Annotated in this window: 13 protein-coding genes and 1 riboswitch; of the genes, 9 read left to right on the top strand and 4 right to left on the bottom strand. The window is 38.1% G+C overall.

What is annotated here, in order from left to right; all coding sequences use genetic code 11:
* Positions 1-185 precede the first annotated feature (185 nt).
* Entirely contained in the window at positions 186-2,408 is a 2,223-nt protein-coding gene (locus ACWNMY_RS14165) for an FIMAH domain-containing protein (RefSeq protein ID WP_449538913.1), read from the top strand.
* Between the two features lie 60 nt (positions 2,409-2,468).
* Here the strand turns inward: ACWNMY_RS14165 and ACWNMY_RS14170 are convergent, their stop codons facing one another.
* The gene (locus tag ACWNMY_RS14170) at positions 2,469-3,263 is read right to left on the bottom strand and encodes an SGNH/GDSL hydrolase family protein (RefSeq protein ID WP_449538914.1); all 795 of its coding nucleotides are present in this window, start codon (positions 3,261-3,263) and stop codon (positions 2,469-2,471) included.
* Between the two features lie 366 nt (positions 3,264-3,629).
* Between ACWNMY_RS14170 and ACWNMY_RS14175 the strand changes: the two genes are divergently transcribed.
* From ACWNMY_RS14175 to ACWNMY_RS14200, 6 genes are all read left to right on the top strand, one after another.
* The gene (locus ACWNMY_RS14175; protein ID WP_449538915.1) at positions 3,630-4,910 is read left to right on the top strand and encodes a hypothetical protein; all 1,281 of its coding nucleotides are present in this window, start codon (positions 3,630-3,632) and stop codon (positions 4,908-4,910) included.
* A gap of 55 nt (positions 4,911-4,965) precedes the next feature.
* Positions 4,966-5,766, top strand: a complete 801-nt coding sequence (locus tag ACWNMY_RS14180) for a hypothetical protein (protein WP_449538916.1) — start codon at positions 4,966-4,968, stop codon at positions 5,764-5,766.
* Positions 5,756-6,247 (top strand): DUF5381 family protein, encoded by a 492-nt coding sequence (locus ACWNMY_RS14185; protein WP_449538917.1) that lies wholly within the window; start codon positions 5,756-5,758, stop codon positions 6,245-6,247. The genes ACWNMY_RS14180 and ACWNMY_RS14185 overlap by 11 nt, the downstream gene beginning before the upstream one ends.
* 269 nt (positions 6,248-6,516) lie before the next feature.
* A riboswitch (SAM riboswitch) is annotated at positions 6,517-6,617 on the top strand.
* Positions 6,618-6,750: 133 nt separating this feature from the next.
* On the top strand, positions 6,751-6,936 hold the full coding sequence (locus ACWNMY_RS14190) for a YezD family protein (RefSeq protein ID WP_449538918.1): 186 nt from the start codon (positions 6,751-6,753) through the stop codon (positions 6,934-6,936).
* 204 nt (positions 6,937-7,140) lie between these two features.
* On the top strand, positions 7,141-7,686 hold the full coding sequence (gene ssuE, locus ACWNMY_RS14195) for an NADPH-dependent FMN reductase (RefSeq protein ID WP_449538919.1): 546 nt from the start codon (positions 7,141-7,143) through the stop codon (positions 7,684-7,686).
* Positions 7,687-7,726: 40 nt separating this feature from the next.
* Positions 7,727-9,109, top strand: a complete 1,383-nt coding sequence (locus ACWNMY_RS14200) for an LLM class flavin-dependent oxidoreductase (RefSeq protein ID WP_449538920.1) — start codon at positions 7,727-7,729, stop codon at positions 9,107-9,109.
* 109 nt (positions 9,110-9,218) lie between these two features.
* Here the strand turns inward: ACWNMY_RS14200 and ACWNMY_RS14205 are convergent, their stop codons facing one another.
* Positions 9,219-10,073 carry a manganese catalase family protein gene (locus ACWNMY_RS14205; protein ID WP_449538921.1) on the bottom strand — a complete coding sequence of 285 codons (855 nt, stop codon included), beginning with the start codon at positions 10,071-10,073 and terminating at the stop codon, positions 9,219-9,221.
* Positions 10,074-10,270: 197 nt separating this feature from the next.
* On the opposite strand from ACWNMY_RS14205, the gene ACWNMY_RS14210 reads away from it, so the two are divergent.
* Positions 10,271-11,467, top strand: a complete 1,197-nt coding sequence (locus ACWNMY_RS14210; RefSeq protein WP_449538922.1) for a M20 family metallopeptidase — start codon at positions 10,271-10,273, stop codon at positions 11,465-11,467.
* 38 nt (positions 11,468-11,505) lie between these two features.
* On the opposite strand, the gene ACWNMY_RS14215 is transcribed toward ACWNMY_RS14210, so the two are convergent.
* Entirely contained in the window at positions 11,506-12,144 is a 639-nt protein-coding gene (locus tag ACWNMY_RS14215; RefSeq protein ID WP_449538923.1) for a hypothetical protein, read from the bottom strand.
* 206 nt (positions 12,145-12,350) lie between these two features.
* Between ACWNMY_RS14215 and ACWNMY_RS14220 the strand changes: the two genes are divergently transcribed.
* Entirely contained in the window at positions 12,351-14,042 is a 1,692-nt protein-coding gene (locus tag ACWNMY_RS14220; RefSeq protein ID WP_449538924.1) for a hypothetical protein, read from the top strand.
* Between the two features lie 94 nt (positions 14,043-14,136).
* Here ACWNMY_RS14220 and ACWNMY_RS14225 read toward each other — a convergent pair whose 3' ends face one another.
* Positions 14,137-14,862 carry a CAP domain-containing protein gene (locus ACWNMY_RS14225; protein WP_449538925.1) on the bottom strand — a complete coding sequence of 242 codons (726 nt, stop codon included), beginning with the start codon at positions 14,860-14,862 and terminating at the stop codon, positions 14,137-14,139.
* Positions 14,863-15,146: the final 284 nt, after the last annotated feature.

The raw sequence follows: 15,146 nt of genomic DNA on the forward strand, positions 1-15,146 counted from the left end.
GAATTGGTAAATCTACTAAAATTTCCCGTATTAACTATATTCGCTATGACTATATGCCTATTTCTTTTAGCGTCTATTTCTCGTCGTGTTCAATCTTTTTTTACTCTGCTATTTTAATACTAATACATAAGAGAAGGAGTGAATAATAGAAACCACGTTAAAAAGAAAAAAAGGAGCTGAGTGTAATGAGAACGTTTACAAAACCGATCGCTATTCTTTTTGCTGTCTTTGTGTTAGTTGTATCTTCTTTGACTTATAGCCAACCAGTTCATGCAGCAGTAGATAAAGGATTCAAAGATCCAATTGATTTAGGATCACCTATTCAAAGTATCGCAATCTATGACTCTACCTATGGTACAGAAGATGGAAGAGATATGATGTATACAACTGCTAGTGGTAACCCAGCTATCTTTCAGGTAATTGACTTAAAAAGTCAGGAAGTAGTAAGGACCTATCCTTTGGAAGGGACAGGGGCGGTTTGGACACATATTACTGTTCCAAATGGCAATGTCTATATTGGTGGCAATGGGTATCTTTATGAATACTCTCCAGAAACAAAAGAGGTAAAGAATCTTGGCGGTATAGGAGAAAGTGTAGTATACGGTTTGTCCTATGATGAACAGGGTCGTGTATATTTTGGTTCATTCCCAAATGCGAAAGCAGGTCGATATGATCCAAGTACAGGAGAGATGAAGGATTATGGAAGCGTTGCTCCTGGTGAGAGCTACTCAAGGTCTACTGCATATCACAATGGATACTTATATTTAGGTATTGGTGTTGATAATCGCATCGTGAAACTAAATGTGGAAACAGGTGAATATGATGCAATACCGGTACCAGATCATGTTGTTCCAGGAAGTAGCGTTTGGCAATTGGACGCTGCGGGCAAATATATCATAGCTGGTGTTGGAGGCGGAAGTAATACACTCCTATTTTATGATACGGAAACAGAACAATGGAGCGATACGTACTATACAAATAATAAAGGATTACGTTTGATTCATGGTTTGACTGGGAGTAATAAGGTGTACTTCCTGCAAGGTACCAGATTAAAGGAAGTGGACCTAGATACACTTGAAGCTGTCGATACAGGGGTGATTTTTGGGACATTTCTAAGAAATACAAGCTGGATTGAAGTAGAAAATGATCCTGATCTCCCAGGGCAGTCATTGGTTACTGTTCAATTTGGTGGTCAAGTCACATATATGAATCTACAAACGAAAAAAGTAAAAACTGTTCAATACCCAATTGTCGGTAATCCAATTCCAATTCAAACGCTGGAGAAAGGTCCAGAAGGTAATTTATATGTAAGTGGCTATCCAGGAGGAAAAGGAGCTGTGTATAATCCGGATACGAATGAATACGAGAATTTCACTCTAGGTCAAGCAGAAGGTATGGTATCTCTTGGGAATAAAATGTATTTTGGGGTTTATCCAGGTGCTACTATTTTTGAAATGGATGTCACAAATCCTACCATTTCTACTAAGCAAATTTATGATATTCCTGATCAGGATCGACCGTTTATCATGACTGCAGCCAACAATAAATTATTTATTGGTACGATACCTGATTACGGCCATTTGGGAGGTTCATTAACAGTGCTTGATCCTGCCTCTGTAGGAGATACGGTTGTTTATCCAAATGTTGTCCATAATCAGTCTATCGCTGGACTAGCAGAGGTGAATGGTAAATTAGTTGGTTCAACAACTGTTGCTGGAGGACTAGGAATCGACCCAACAGAACAAGCAGCTAAAATATTTGTATGGGATATTGAAAAGGGAGAAAAAGTTACAGAATTTATTCCGGAGATACCAGGTGTTACAGTTCAGCCAAAGATGATTAGTGGAATGAGCCTTGGTCCTGACGGGCTGTTATGGTCAGCAACAGGTGGTACAATCTTTGCAATGGATCCAGAAACACTAGAAATTGTCAAAAGCAAAAACATCTATCCGGAGGTTCTAGATTATGGAAGATGGAGACCGATTCATATTCGCTGGAGTGAGGATGGTCTAATGTACACTACTCTTGCTGGTAAACTAACTGTTATTGATACAAACTCAATGGAGCATGAAACTCTAGCGGAAACAGAGTTAATGACAATTGGGGATGATGGAAATATCTATTATGCTGATAAAGCCTATCTAAAGAAAATAGAAGTAGGAGAAACCTTAGAATCTGCTCTGCGCTTTGTCGAAAAGCTAACAAATGAAGAGAAAATCACAAATTCAATAAGCAAGCAACTTTCGAATTCCATAACATCAGCGATTCATCACCGAGATATGGGCAGACAAGAACAAGCTACAAAACACTTGCAGGATGCAATCAAACACTTGGAAAACGTGAAAGAAAATTTAGAAGAAGAAACATATATAAAATTACAGGGAATCTTTGACTCGATCGAATTATAATAAGCAAAGCTATCCTATCTGCCAAATAATATAGCAGGTAGGATAGCTTTTTTTACCAAATTACTCTGTCGTGAATATATCTAGCATGATTTTATCTGCAATTAGCCCATATTTATCAGCTTTAAAGTGGACCCCATCGCTAAGATTTCCTTCAGTTTGTATATCTGAACCATTTACAAAACGAATATTTTCTTCTTGAGCGAGATTTTTAATTGTATTTGTGTAGTTAATTTGAGTTCTATTCGCATAATTCTTTTTACTCGTAACGGTTGTTGGAGAGAGGATGACAACTTCAATTCCGTTCTGTTTACTGATTTGTAGTAATTGTTGCATGTTGTCTTTATATAGGTCAATGGGAACTGGTTGCGCACTAGGGCTATACTTTTTATGACCTCTTGCATCATTTATGCCAAACATCGTGATGAGCATGTCTGGTTTGTAGCTAAGGACTTCCTCTTTTACATGCTCTAAAGCCTGAATCGAAGTCCAACCTGGATGACCGTTATTAATAACTGTAATATGGCGATTGCTAAACCTCTTTCTAAGCTTTTCTTCTAGGACATTTGGATAAGGGTTTTTCACCTGTTTTACCTTACCACTTTTGGTATCCCGTTTATAACCCCATGTAATAGAATCACCATACACGACAATGGTTACAGTCTCATTATTTAAAAGCTTGTGAACCACTGAGGATTCAAGGCTATTTGAACTGATGGTTGCAGCTTTACTTTTATGAAATATGGGTACTGTATCAAATTTCTCGTTACCAAGAATTCCGATAACTCCGAGTAACAGAAATGAGCAAATGAATACAGGTATAAGATAATATAGGTGAACTTTCCGGAAAGTCCTCATATAAAGCTCCTTTTCAGTTGAGGTATATGTACTATAAGCGAATACCTTAATAGTACTACATAAAAGTTAAGAGGTAGTATAGGTAAACAATCTATTTTTTCCCTTTAGTGGAAATTTTTATTACTTGCTGCATCGGTAGCAGGCTTACTTTCAAGAGACTAGGGATTTTGCCCTATACTTCCTTTTTCTTTAGGTAAATATGATTATTTCTTCCCTATAGATATTCTTTTATAATTGAAATGTTATGGAAAGTTTTTCTATCTACCCTTAAAGAATAGGGATAGACATCGTTAGGACTTATGCACCTCAATTAAATAAAAGATGTTTTACCATATAATTTGTAAATAATTGAAAAGGAAGTGAGTAATGTTGTCATCGAGAATTGTGTTTAAAACGAATGCGGTGAATAGTTCAGTTTCGGATTTGAATCATACTCTGGCGAGACTATCCAGTACGCAAAATGGGATTGCTGCAGTCCGAGGGAGCATTGATCCACAAATTTTACACAGAAGCGGAATTAGCTCTATGCTTGCCGGGGTTGGTCGAGAAATCGATCGTGTAGAAAATAAGGTAAGCCAGGTTAAGTCGTTTACCTCCGCATCAGTCGTGAAATATTCAGGTGCTGAGTCACAGGTAAATAAACATGGTCAAGAGATTATTGCTGAAGCAAACTTAGTAAAGCAGGCATTAGATGCACATCTACCTAGTGAACTGTTTGAGACATATAATAATACAATTGGGCGATTACAGGATCTACTTCATGGTCTTCAATATTCTGCTGGTGCTGGAATCATGCATCTTCTTGGGTTTAAGTATTCACAACTTGATGGAATGCTCCGTCGTTTTGATCTTGTGGATGATGTTTTAGTTGGAAAATATAAACTTCCAATTGGTAGTGTTATAAAAGGAATTGAAAACTCCAAGTTTCATACTTTAGCGAAACTAATGGTAAGTCCTTTTGGTGCCCTAAAGTATAGACAACTACCATTATCAGAACACCTTTATAAAAGGTTCGCGAACTTTTTCCCAAGCGACATCGTTAACTTCAGCAATAATGTTACATCTTTGAAGCAAGCTCTTCAACAAGGTGGAACAACACTTAAAAATGGATTTTCCATTGTCAAAGATCATGCCGGTGGAATTTTAAAGACAGGTCTAAAGGTAGTAAAATCCAATGCCCTATTAGCAGGTGTGATTACAGCTGGAACAGAGACTGTTAGTGCTACCCTTAAAATCAGTGAAAACTATTCCATTTATGGAGGAAATGTTGAAAAACTGAAAGAGGAAAATGCTAAGGTTGTTGGTGAAGCCGTATGGAAAACAGGTGTGGTTACCACTACATCTGTGGGAGGAGCTGTTGTTGGTGGTGCGATTGGAACTCTTATTGGCGGCCCGGTAGGAACCGTGGTAGGGGCAAGTATTGGGGGCTTCATTGGTAGCTGGGCAGGAGATGTCATCGCTGGAAAAACATCTGGTTGGGCAAAGGATGTAGCTGTAAATTTTAAAGACCAAATTCATTCCGTCACAGAAGGTGTTCGTTCGGGTGTTGAGAATGTGAAGGAAACATTTAATGATGTGAAGAACTTTGCTGGTGGTCTAGTAGAAGGCTCTAAAAAATTCTTCGGTGCATTCTCCTTTGGCGGATAAAGGTAGGTGAATACACATTTAACAAATGATTTTTAGTGAAAAATAGGAGGAAAAAATGGAACGAATTTCGCTTTCAATTGAAGAACTAATCTATTGTTTTTATAGTGAAGGATATTTTGAACAAGGAAATGCACTTAAGCAGGTGTATTTTGGTGAACTCGAGGACGACAAGATGGACCTACTGTTTCAAATCACATGTCGTTCCCTACTCGCTAAAAATCTAGTACATTATGAAAATCATAAATTTACGTTAACAGATGATTTAGCAAGTATCATTTCGACACTTAACTATTCGCAACAATCCATTAAAGCCTCACGTCACGCTGAAGGTGGAAAAGGAGAGGAACAATTATCCTTTCACTTTGGTGAGAAGGGGATTATTCAACACGCTCTGTTGTTCGATGAAATGGTACATGAATTCACGTTTGTGTCCCTGGAGGATGTTAGTAGGAAGATATCTGAGTATTATCGAATTGGAGATGTCTTTGAGAATGAGGCAAGTACATTGCAGCTGACACAAAATGAGCTTGAAGAATTACTGGTAGCGTTAAATGATAATAAAAGTAAATTTGAAAGACCGCAGCATGTTGGAGCAAAGCAACAGTTTAATAACATACTAGAGCAGACAAATGGTTTACTAAATACATTGCTGTTTCTTGAGTTTAACGAAAATAAAGAGCCACACGCAACAAATATTGTGATGTTTACAAACCATGCAGAGAATAATTGGATTATTGAAAAGAAGGATGACCTTTTCAAAGCTCAACCATGCAGTGTGGATATCGTGAATCTCCTCTTAGAAAGTAACATATCTGCTTTTAAGGAGAAAAAGGAGGAGCTTACGCATGGAAAATAATATTAAAATATCAAATGATAAAGTTGAAGTGGTCTTTCTGCCACTTTGGGCAGGCTGTATGGTCTTTTTAAGCGGGTTAATGACCGTTGCGGGACTTTTCATTCTCTTTTACATTGTACCTAGTACGAGTATATTAAGGGGATTCTTTGGAATTGTCATTGGTATTATTGGGACGTTTTTCTTTGGAAGTATATTTTTAAAGATTCTTTCTGTCGTGATGAACGGAAAGGCATTATTTACAATTGAAAATGGTCAGTTGAAAGGGCGTAAACAAGCAATACCCATTCGGGAAATTAAAGATATCTATTGGGGTGGAGCCTCTTTGAAATATATTATGGTTCAGACCATAAATAATAAGAAGGTCAAGCTTTCCACATACAACCTAGTATCCGAACAACCCGTAAACCATGTCATTGAAACATATGTCCTACCCGACGCAAACCCTGAACTAAAAAACAACTGGGCAAAACGAAAAAAATAATGGGTCAAGGGGACAGGTACCATGACCCACCATTTTTTTACAAAACATCATAACTAAGGTTAAATGAAATCTGGGACAAAGAGCCTGTCCCCGTGACCCAGAGTGGTAACTGGGACAAAGAGCCTGTCCCTCTGACCCAGCCTGTGACTAAATAACTAAAGTTGTATTCTTTGGATAGTTTTAAAAAGAAAGTGATTGACAGATGGTGAAATTCCGTGTAATTTAGTATCAATCAATAAATTAAGTAGTCAAAAAATTACATATATTTTTTCTTATCCAGAGAGGTGGAGGGACTGGCCCGTTGAAGCCTCGGCAACAGACATATTGTACTGTGCCAATTCCAGCAAGCGTTAGGCTTGAAAGATAAGAAGAGTGTACGAAACCGATGTACGTATGCCCTCTTCTTAGTTGAAGAGGGCTTTTATTTTGGTCAAAATGAACAGACTTCCATACTGGTCAACCAGAGGATTGTCTGATGCATACCACTAGCAGGGAGGGGTTTTATGGCAAAACTTGAGGAATCAAAGGTGACACATATTCTATCAACCTTGGAGAAATTAGAGTTTGGATCTATTGTGATTACCGTTCACAATGGCGAAATCACTCAAATCGATGCGACGGAAAAGAGACGGTTTTCCTTGCATAAACCCACATCAAGCAATATTCAATCAACAACCAAAAAAACGTAAATACTTGCCGATTAGACCACTAAAGGCATCTTTATTACCAAAGCGTCATTCTAACGCTCTGGATAAAGATGCCTTTTTTTGTTGGACTTGTGCCATATGGAAGGGGGAGTACCGTGATAAACAAACGGCCAACAGGAGGATAGGCCCGATGTCAATCAAGAAAGGTATTTTTAGATATAAATCATAGAAGAGAGGATGAACATTATGAGTGAAATCGTGATTTTGTCAGGAAGCCCATCGGAAAGTTCTAGAACAGATTTGGTACTTCAGTATGTTGGGAACAAACTAAAGCGTGAGGGATTTGCAGTTACACATGTTTCTGTTAGAGATATTCCTTATGAAGATATCTTTAATCTAAAGTTTGACAGTCCCTCCCTTAAGGAACTCACCTTACTAATTCAAGGGGCAGATGGTGTGATTATAGGGTCGCCTGTATATAAGGCAGCCTATACAGGAGTGCTAAAGGCTCTAATAGATTTACTGCCTCAAGATGTATTAGCGGGAAAAACGGTGTTACCCATCATGACAGGCGGTAGTCCTGCCCACTTACTTGCAATTGAGTTCAGCTTAAAACCTTTACTCGCTGCATTGAAAGGGCAAAGCTTACAAGGGGTTTACTTCTTAGATTGCCAAATCGATAAAAAGCAAATAGATAATCCAATCATTGATGTGAATGTTTTGGATAGATTGAAAAAAGAGCTTTATTACTTTAGTGAAACAGTAAATCAGAAAAGAAATCTTGTTTTATAAAATCAAAGATACTTACATGAATTGAAAAGGAGCTAATGAAATGACAAAGAAAAGATTGTATTTAAATGCGTTTGATATGAACTGTGTAGGTCACCAATCACCGGGGTTATGGACACATCCAGAGGACCAATCTCATCGTTATAAAGACAGCGAGTACTGGATAGAGCTAGCTAAGATTCTGGAAGCGGGCAGGTTTGATGCTATTTTTCTAGCAGATGTATTAGGTCCTTATGATGTGTATCAAGGCTCTAGAGATGCTGCTATTCGTCAAGGAACTCAAACACCTGTAAATGACCCGTCCCTAATTGTGCCCTTAATGTCGGCGGTGACAAAGCACTTAGGTTTTGGGGTCACAGCATCTGTCACCCATGAGCATCCGTATACATTTGCCCGTCGGATGTCTACGCTAGATCATATCACAAAGGGGCGTGTAGGCTGGAATATTGTCACTTCCTACTTAAAAAGCGCTGCCGTTAACATGGGTTTAGAAGACCAAATTAAGCATGATGAACGCTATGACATTGCCGAGGAATATTTACAAGTTTGCTATAAATTGTGGGAGGGCAGCTGGGAGGATGATGCTGTTTTATTAGACAAAGAGAATCGAATTTTCGCAGACCCAAGCAAAGTCCATGATATCAAGCATGAAGGGAAGTATTATAAGGTACCAGGGGCCCATCTTTGCGAGCCTTCCCCACAAAGAACACCAGTACTCTATCAAGCAGGAACGTCTACGAAGGGGCGTACTTTTGCAGGCAAACATGCTGAATTAATCTTTATCGGTGCACCGACAAAGAATGCGGCTAAGCGATCTGTCACAAAACTACGTGAAGAAGCACGTAAGTCTGGAAGAGCACAAGAAGAGATAAAAATACTGGCTTGCATTACTCCAATCGTTGGTCGGACAGAAGAGGAAGCGTATGAAAAGTACAATGAGTACCAAAAACATATTAGCTATGAAGGGGCATTGGCACTTCTCGGTGGCTGGACTGGAATTGACTTTTCGGAATATGGACCGAATGAAAATCTTAAATATGTAAAGAATGATGCGATTCAATCTACAGTTGAGAACTTTACGAAAATTGATTCAGATAAAAAATGGACGATCGATGAAATTAAAAAATATACCGGCATTGGTGGATTGGGTCCTGTTACAGTTGGAAGCCCAGAACAGATTGCAGATGATTTGGAAAGTTGGGTAGAAGAGACAGGGATTGATGGTTTTAACATTGCATATGCGATTACTCCTGGTACCTTTAAGGACTTTGTAGAGCACGTTGTACCTATTTTACAAGAAAGAGGTCTTGTACGAAAAGAATATGAAGGTGACACATTAAGAGATAGTCTATTCGGAAAAGGCAGCCAGTTACCAGCCCATCATCCCGGAAAGCAATATAGTAAAACTCCTGTACTAACGGAATAAAGTTTCACAAAAAGGGCATTCAACATCTGTAAGGTGATGAATGCCTCTTTCATATGTAAAGCTACATAAACTATGACTCGTATTTCTATGACCGAAGTGAATGTAAAAGTTATTTATTTAGGTCTTGGATACCAGGACTGTGTTCATTTGGCATTTCTGGTAACACAGGAACTGGATAACCATCTGGTGGTGCTACGACTTTAAGTTCACCATCTGCTCTGCTTGGGGACTCCCCTTGGAAAATTTGTCCCATCATTGTATCATCCAATCTGAAATTGAATTGTGCATTATTGAAGCCCATTTCTATATACTTTCTACATTCTGGATACTTATTGATATCATAGTTCGGAACAGGGAAAATTTTACCCCATTCAACACCTAGTGTTTCCAAAGCTTTTGCAAATGCATTTTGATGAGCATTGTCACGAACAATTAAGAAAGCTAATGTTTCCCTAAACGTTTTGTTTGAACTCATTTCATATATTCTCGTCTTTTGAAGAACACCAGTAGATTCCAAAGAAAGATTATTTATTAAATTAGCAACTAAATTTCCATGGTCATACACATAGTTTCCATTCCAAGGATTACCCGCAGCATCAACAGGAAGTGAGCTTTGTGCTCCCATAATGAAATGATGAGGATTTGCATGCTTAATTGCTTCCTCCAAAGGTGCACCAGTACTACCACCGGCACCAACAGCTTCCTCTCCAGCTCCATTTAATAATTGATTGATGGTAGTTTGAACAAGTTCAACATGGCTGATTTCCTCAAGAAAGATTCCTCTAATTAAGTCGCGAAACTGTTTTTGATTTCCTCGAAAATTTGAACTTTGAAAGAAAAATTGCATCATAGTTCTCATCTCGCCAAAACGACCGCCTAATGTTTCTTGGAGAACCTTTGCTGCAGCAGGGTCTGGCTTATCAGGTACGATAATATTTATTAAATCTTCTTTATAAAAATACATGATTTACCTCCTATCACAATAATTGTTTTACGACCGTATTATTCGAAGAAATAGTTAAAAATATCCTAGTGTGAAAATTATTTATTTTATTGAGGTATTCTTTATGCTCTAAGGGAAAAGAGTAGTAGATGTGGATGAAAAACTTCATTGGTACAATTGGTATACCAAAGGCTAGACAAATTAAAGGAGATTGAATAATGTTAGTGAACAAATTAATGAAAAGATTGGATGAGAGAAAGGATCGTATCATTGAGATTCGCCGTTATTTACATGAACATCCAGAGCTTTCTTTCCAAGAAGAAGAAACGGCTAAATATATCAGTGACTTTTACAAAGACGTCCCAGTGGATTCAGTTGAAACAAACTTCGGTGGTGAGCGTGGTGTGGTTGTTACGATTAAAGGTGCGAAACCAGGAAAAACGATTGCAATTCGTGCTGATTTTGATGCCTTACCAATCAAGGAAGAAACGGGTCTGCCTTTTGCATCTAAAAACGAAGGGGTTATGCATGCTTGTGGTCATGATGGCCATACGGCATACATGTTGGTAGTAGCTCAAGTCTTAGCAGAGTGTAAGGACCAATTAGAAGGTACGATTATAGTGATTCATCAACCAGCAGAGGAAAGTCCTCCAGGTGGAGCAATTGGGATGATTAAAGCGGGTGTCCTTGAAAACGTTGATGCGATTATTGGAATTCATGTCATGAGCAATATGAAAACAGGTCATATTTATTACAGAAGTGGAAACACGCAGACAGGCAGATCTTATTTTAAATTAGTTGTTCAGGGGAAAGGAGGCCATGGCTCATCGCCTCATTTGGCGAACGATGCGATTGTTGCAGCAAGTTCGTTCGTTTTGAATTTACAAACAATTGTTAGTCGCCGAATCAACCCTTTTGATGTCGCCTCGATTACAATCGGTAATTTTGATGGAAAGGGTACATTCAATGTAATCAAAGACGCAGTCACAATTGAAGGGGATGTTCGAACAATGTCACCAGAGAGTCGACAACTCATCGAATCCCAAGTGCGTGCTTTTGCGGAAGGATTAGAAAAGTCCTTTGGAGTAACTACTACCTTTGAATATAGCAATGATTATCCGGTCCTATATAATGATCCAGAAGTAACGGAGCAAGTTCGCCAAGCTCTTGAACAAGCATCCATTCCAGAGGTAGAAGCTGTTTTGGAGACTGCACCACAGCCACCTTCAGAAGATTTTGCGTACTATCTTGAAAAAGTACCAGGATGTTTTTTCTATGTAGGTGCCGCCCCAGATTCAGGTGAAGCATATCCACATCATCATCCTAAATTTGATATCAATGAAAAAAGCCTCCTTATAAGTGCTAAAGCAATGGCGGCAATTGTCGCCTCTTACTGTGAAGACAACAAAACTTGATCCCCACTATAAAAACAGTGGGGTTTTAGGCTGTTGATTTACATGCTTTTTGGCAATGATAAACACAGTCTTGCTATATTTATATAAATCGTATCCAAATTGAGTTTCCGACTTTTTTCTTTAGGACCAACTTCAGGATTTGAGCTCGGATGATTACCATGCTGTAATAGAAAAGAATGTAGCGTCCCCTCATAAAGTAATACGAGATCCTTACAATCTACCAAATCAATAGGTTTGACTAAACTCGGGTGTTTACATGTAATATTAATCCCACCTCTATTCAGTATCGTTGCGACAAATTCTGAACAAAAGAAGGCTTTTTTTCTAATGATCTTTTTATTTACCAATACCCCAAATAGTCCAATAAAATTATATTTATAGTCACACTTGTGTTTTTCAAAATATTGGACAAACTCCCTCATTTTTTTATATTCACTATCTGAAACTGAAAGACTATAAATCGCACAAGTGGCACTTTGAAATAATTCACCGTTCATGTTTTCTTTTACAAAGCCCCCAATAAAAGGATTGTTGGCTCTCTTTCTACCAAAACTATAAGTGGTCTCTAAATCTTTTGTAAACGATATTGAAGCATGATTTAAAGGTTGTTTTGTGAATTTCTTAATTATTTTTGTAAATAAAGTGCCCGTATCTGTAAGAATAATATAAACTTCCATCTCAATCCCCACCCGTACATTTCTATAATTCAATAATCCTATATTTTCTTTCGTACTTGAACAACCGCGGGGTCTATTTCTATCTAGGACCTGAGATGTAATTGTTTTATAATTTGATTTTTTAGAAAATGATGCAAAAAAATTGTTATAATAAACTTTACAGTACGAAAGGGATTCCAAATCTACATAAAGAAGGCGATACAAAAATGATAAATGATAAAGAAGTATGGGAGAATGACAAGCTTAGAATCAATGCAGTAATTGAATTTTGCAACAATGTTTTAGAAAATGGACGCGATTGCTATAGAAAAAATCCATCGCCATTGTTTTGTGATGGAATCAATATTGATACGTTAGAACAAATCAAGTGGAACTTCTCTGATGTGGGTGAAGTTGTTGTTTCTAATATGGCCACTCAGCAGAACTTATTTAGAACATTAACCTCTCTAAGCCATCTACTAGAGGAACCATCCTATAAAGCAGCAGCCAAGGATGCGATTCAATTTCATTTTGACCATTTAGTAGATAGTAGTGGCCTATTGCAGTGGGGTGGACATAAGTTTATTGATCTTAAGACGTTGGAACCGGTGGGACCAGTTGAAAAAGCGTATGTTCATGAACTGAAGAATTGTTTTCCCTTCTATGAGCTTATGTACGAAGTGAATCCCGAGGCTACAACAAAGTATATTAAAGCTTTTTGGAATGCTCATGTGTATGATTGGGAGGATCTTGATGTAGGAAGGCACGGCCAGTATGGACTAGAACTAGGTTCAGTGTGGAAGCATGAATTGGTACAGCGACCCCCTTTCCGTGAGTCGTTAGGTTTATCTTTTATCAATACGGGGAATGATCTTATCTACGCAGCGGCCAGTCTTTATCGTTTGAATGGGGACAAGGATGCATTAAAATGGGCAAAACATCTTGCCTATCAGTTTGTTCTAGCAAGAGACGAAGAGACCGGTCTAGGTGCCTATCAGTTTACACAACCTAAGAAAACAGATGAAACAGACGATGATGAAAATACATTAAGTAGGTACGGTGATAGGGCAAAGAGACAATTTGGACCTGAATTTGGAGAGGTAGCCCTAGAGGCTAAGGTACTTCGTGCTGGTGGAGCAACCTCCATCTACGGGAAAAATGCGCTGATGCAACTGCAGATTGCTGAAGAAATTGGTGAAAGAGCGAAAGAGATACTAGACTGGACATATAAAGGATTAATGAGTTTTGCAGAATATGCTTATATTCCGGAAATTAATTCTTTTAGAACGATGTTTACAGATGGAACCGATCTGACAGGATATGTATTGAAAAGAAGTGGATATTACGGAAAAGCTGGTAGTGAATTGAAAAGTTATTTTGCCCATTGTGGTTTTTTACTGTCATACTCTAGAGCTTTCTTAGATACCGGAGATATGAATCTTTGGAGAATGGCGCGACAGATTGCAAAAGGAAATGGCTTTGGTGAATTAGGAGATGAACCAGGCAGGGGAGTAGAGCTTAATCTTGATACAACATGTTCAGATGCGATTGCTCTATTTGCAATTATAGATTTATATAAAGCGACTAAATGTAAGGAGTATTTGAACTTAGGCAGGGTTATTGGTGATAATATTGTTAGACGAAGTTTCCATAAAGGGTACTTTACAATAGATTCATCAAGAAAAAATGCTAAGTTTGATGCCTTAGAGCCATTTGCGTTAGTTACGTTACAGGCAGCCATTGAGGATAAACTTGAAGTCATACCACGATTTATCGATGGGGCAGGTTTTATACATGGTGGTTATATGTTCCCGGATGGTACGTTTGAATCGGTCTTTGATTGGGAATTATATAGCTTACGAAAAGAAGATGATATCTCAGCCTTGATAAAAGGTATTGGGCTCCCTGATGGAAATTAGTTACATAGAGGAGTATTTGAAAAGACTCCTATCAAATCAAAGAAGCACCCAACGAGTTCGCTGGGTGCATTTTTATTGAAAAAGACCTACTAACTTATTTTCCAATAAACATTTGTGTCCAATAATTCCCCTCAACATGACCTACGCCAATATGAGTAAAGTTTGAACTTAGAATGTTTTTACGATGACCTTCACTATTCATCCAAGCCGTTACAACCTCTTGTGGTGAACGTTGGCCCATTGCGATATTCTCGCCGGCTGCACGATATTGAACACCAAATTGCTTCATCATATCAAACGGAGAACCATAAGTTGGGCTTGTATGAGAAAAATATCCCTTATTCTTCATATCAGAAGATTTGAGTCTAGCAACTTCACTAACTTTTAAATCAACCTTTAGTGGTTGTAGGCCATATTTTGCACGTTCATTATTTGTTAATGTTACAACTTCTTGCTCGAACTGACTTAGTGAATAAGAAGCCTGATTTGTATTTTCGTTTTTCGGTTCAGTGGGTTGCTGTGGAACAGGCTGCTGTACAACTGGTTTCTCTTGAACAGGTTCTTCAGCCTTTGGCTCAGTTGGCTCCTCAGCTGGTTTTGTAGGTTCCTCTACTTTTGGTTGAGCTTGAGAGTACCCGGTATAATATTTTTTAAATAAGTTTTGAAAGAAGTCATTCCAGTTCGTAGAGTTGTTGACAGATACGACGTAACGACTTTCATATACATGTTTTGAATCACTTACTTGTTCTGCTGAACTAGCGAGTGGACCAGTTACTAATAGGGCACCTGCTACTACTATAGATAATACGGTTTTCTTCATTTTCAGTCCTCCTTGTTGTGTGTACCAAAGATACGCCACTATCATAACATGCCGAATTTTGTAATATTTAAGGGAGACTTTTCCTTCTTGTAGAACCTCCAACTTCTTTACTATGCTAACTTCCTTGAATTGTTGAAAATTAATAGATTTGGAGAATTGAAATTGCATTCACTTTTCGTTTTTTTATGGTAATGAAGGTAGAAGATACTAGGATATACCTATTGACAGGGTTGAGAGAAGCGTGGTTTTATGACGTATATTACTTGTACATGACAAGTTTAATA

The sequence above is a fragment of the Ferdinandcohnia sp. Marseille-Q9671 genome (assembly GCF_976954385.1).

Bases quoted from the DNA above. Each gene is read 5' to 3' on its own strand.
- ACWNMY_RS14165 (WP_449538913.1), top strand. From the start codon at position 186: ATGAGAACGTTTACAAAACCGATCGCTATTCTTTTTGCTGTCTTTGTG.
- ACWNMY_RS14170 (WP_449538914.1), bottom strand. From the start codon at position 3,263: ATGAGGACTTTCCGGAAAGTTCACCTATATTATCTTATACCTGTATTC.
- ACWNMY_RS14175 (WP_449538915.1), top strand. From the start codon at position 3,630: ATGTTGTCATCGAGAATTGTGTTTAAAACGAATGCGGTGAATAGTTCA.
- ACWNMY_RS14180 (WP_449538916.1), top strand. From the start codon at position 4,966: ATGGAACGAATTTCGCTTTCAATTGAAGAACTAATCTATTGTTTTTAT.
- ACWNMY_RS14185 (WP_449538917.1), top strand. From the start codon at position 5,756: ATGGAAAATAATATTAAAATATCAAATGATAAAGTTGAAGTGGTCTTT.
- ACWNMY_RS14190 (WP_449538918.1), top strand. From the start codon at position 6,751: ATGGCAAAACTTGAGGAATCAAAGGTGACACATATTCTATCAACCTTG.
- ssuE (WP_449538919.1), top strand. From the start codon at position 7,141: ATGAGTGAAATCGTGATTTTGTCAGGAAGCCCATCGGAAAGTTCTAGA.
- ACWNMY_RS14200 (WP_449538920.1), top strand. From the start codon at position 7,727: ATGACAAAGAAAAGATTGTATTTAAATGCGTTTGATATGAACTGTGTA.
- ACWNMY_RS14205 (WP_449538921.1), bottom strand. From the start codon at position 10,073: ATGTATTTTTATAAAGAAGATTTAATAAATATTATCGTACCTGATAAG.
- ACWNMY_RS14210 (WP_449538922.1), top strand. From the start codon at position 10,271: ATGTTAGTGAACAAATTAATGAAAAGATTGGATGAGAGAAAGGATCGT.
- ACWNMY_RS14215 (WP_449538923.1), bottom strand. From the start codon at position 12,144: ATGGAAGTTTATATTATTCTTACAGATACGGGCACTTTATTTACAAAA.
- ACWNMY_RS14220 (WP_449538924.1), top strand. From the start codon at position 12,351: ATGATAAATGATAAAGAAGTATGGGAGAATGACAAGCTTAGAATCAAT.
- ACWNMY_RS14225 (WP_449538925.1), bottom strand. From the start codon at position 14,862: ATGAAGAAAACCGTATTATCTATAGTAGTAGCAGGTGCCCTATTAGTA.